This is a genomic window from Micromonospora sp. URMC 106, assembly GCF_051386395.1.
Taxonomy (GTDB): domain Bacteria; phylum Actinomycetota; class Actinomycetes; order Mycobacteriales; family Micromonosporaceae; genus Micromonospora.
In genome coordinates, this window is sequence record NZ_JBPQTP010000245.1 from 1 (window position 1) to 556 (window position 556).

The window sequence follows — 556 nt, forward strand, 5'->3', positions numbered from 1 at the left end:
CCGTCGTGGTGGCCGGCGTCGGGGTTGGTGAAGGCGAGCAGTCGGCCGGGTCGGGTGTCGGCGAGCATGCGGTGTGACTGGGGGCCGCGGCCGTGCAGGTTGACGGCGATGTGTGGGGGCGGGCCGGTCCAGGGTAGGGGGCCGAGTCCGTCCGTGGGCACGAGTGTGTCGACGCTTCCGACGAGGTCGACCAGCGGGGTGAGCCAGGCGGTGGCGAGGTCGCCGACGCCGAGGGCGCGCAGGGCGAGGATCACGGGTAGGAGGTTTCCTGTTCGGCGCAGACGACCATTTCGCGGATGGCGCAGCCGGGGGGTTGGGTGAGGGCGAACATGATGGCGTTGGCGGTGTCGGCGGGGTCGTTGAGGTGGGCGTCGGGTCCGGGTTTGTATGCCGGGTCGCGGTCGTCGAAGAAGTGGGTGTGCATGCCGCCGGGGATGAGCAGGGTGACGTTGACGGTGCCGGCGAGTTCGGCGGCGAGGGCGCGGGTGAAGCCGACCACGCCGAACTTGGCGGCGCAGTAGGCGGTGGCGTCGCTGACGGCCTTGACCCCCAACGT

At 71.4% G+C, this 556-nt stretch carries 1 protein-coding gene and 1 pseudogene; both read right to left on the reverse strand.

Annotated elements, in window-relative coordinates:
- Positions 1 to 254: pseudogene (locus tag ACSNOB_RS31965) on the reverse strand (glycosyltransferase family 9 protein); the annotation flags it as partial.
- Positions 251 to 556: SDR family oxidoreductase (locus ACSNOB_RS31970; RefSeq protein WP_436691168.1), on the reverse strand; the 306-nt coding region annotated here is incomplete at its 5' end. The gene ACSNOB_RS31970 and the pseudogene ACSNOB_RS31965, both read right to left, overlap by 4 nt.